The 1,150-nt window shown below is 68.8% G+C and carries 2 protein-coding genes; both read right to left on the reverse strand.

Annotated features, from left to right (window positions below):
* On the reverse strand, positions 1 to 415 hold a 415-nt coding region (locus G4D87_RS37990; RefSeq protein WP_163787621.1), incomplete at its 3' end, for a hypothetical protein.
* A 16-nt stretch (positions 416 to 431) separates the two neighbouring features.
* Positions 432 to 1,150 (reverse strand): Mrp/NBP35 family ATP-binding protein (locus tag G4D87_RS37995; RefSeq protein ID WP_163787622.1); only part of this gene is annotated, 719 nt, incomplete at its 5' end.

Here is a 1,150-nt window from a genome sequence, read left to right on the forward strand (position 1 = left end):
CGGCGGGGGCCTCCGGATCGGAGGGCTGCTCCTCCTTCTCGGGAGGCACCAGACGGATCTGCGCCTTGATCTCCACCGTCATGCCGGACATGAGCTTGAGGAACTCGTCGCGCAGCTTCTCGGACTGGAGGAAGCGGCGGAGCTCCTCGGTGACGGCGCGCGTCACCTCGTCCTTGGTCTTCTCGGCCTGGCCGAGGATGAAGCCCAGGGCCTCCTTGGGGAGCTTGAGCTGGCCCGCGAGGTTGCGGATGCCCTCCTCGGTCATGAAGAGGGCACCCAGGCCGGCCACGGCCATGCGGCGGACGAACTCCGGAACGAAGCCCGCGGGGCCGTTGGAGCCACTGGAGCGGTCCTGCCGTTCGTCGTCGTCGAGCAGCGGATCAGGCGGGAAGTCGTCGTTGCCGGCCGGGGCCATGAAGTCTCCTCGATAGTTAGCGGGCCTGCATGACCGGCAGCGGAACGCTCTTGATGCTCTGGGCGGAGACGCGCCCCGCGATGTTCCGCGCGACCTCCTGGAAGGCCTTCGCCTCCGGGCTGTCCTTGGCGCTTACGACCACCGGAACGCCGGAGTCTCCAGACTCCCGCACCTTCAGGTCCAGCGGGATTTCGCCGAGGAATGGAATCCCGAACATCTGCGCGGCCTTGCGACCGCCGCCGTGGTTGAAGATGGGCGTGATGTGCGAGCAGTTCGGGCAGACGAACTGGCTCATGTTCTCCACGATGCCCAGCACGGGGATGTGGACCTTGTCGAACATCTGCTTGGCGCGGACCACGTCGGCGAGCGCCACGTCCTGCGGCGTGGTGACGAGCACGGCGCCCGCGGCGCGGATGGACTGGGACAGCGTGAGCGCGACGTCACCGGTGCCGGGGGGCAGGTCGAGGACGAGGTAGTCGAGCTCGCCCCAGTTCACGTCGCGGACGAGCTGCATCAGCGCGCCGTGGAGCATGGGGCCGCGCCAGATGAGCGCCTGGTCGGCCTCCACGAGGAAGCCGATGGACATGACCTTGAGGCCGTGGGCCTCCAGCGGGTTGAGCGACTTGCCGTCCGGGCTGACGGGGCGCTTGTCGCCCAGGCCGGTCATCAGGGGGACGGAGGGGCCGTAGAAGTCCGCGTCGAGCAGGCCCACCTTGGCGCCGTGCTGGGCCAGGG

The sequence above is a fragment of the Myxococcus vastator genome, from assembly GCF_010894475.1.
In the GTDB taxonomy this organism is placed as follows: Bacteria; Myxococcota; Myxococcia; order Myxococcales; family Myxococcaceae; genus Myxococcus; species Myxococcus vastator.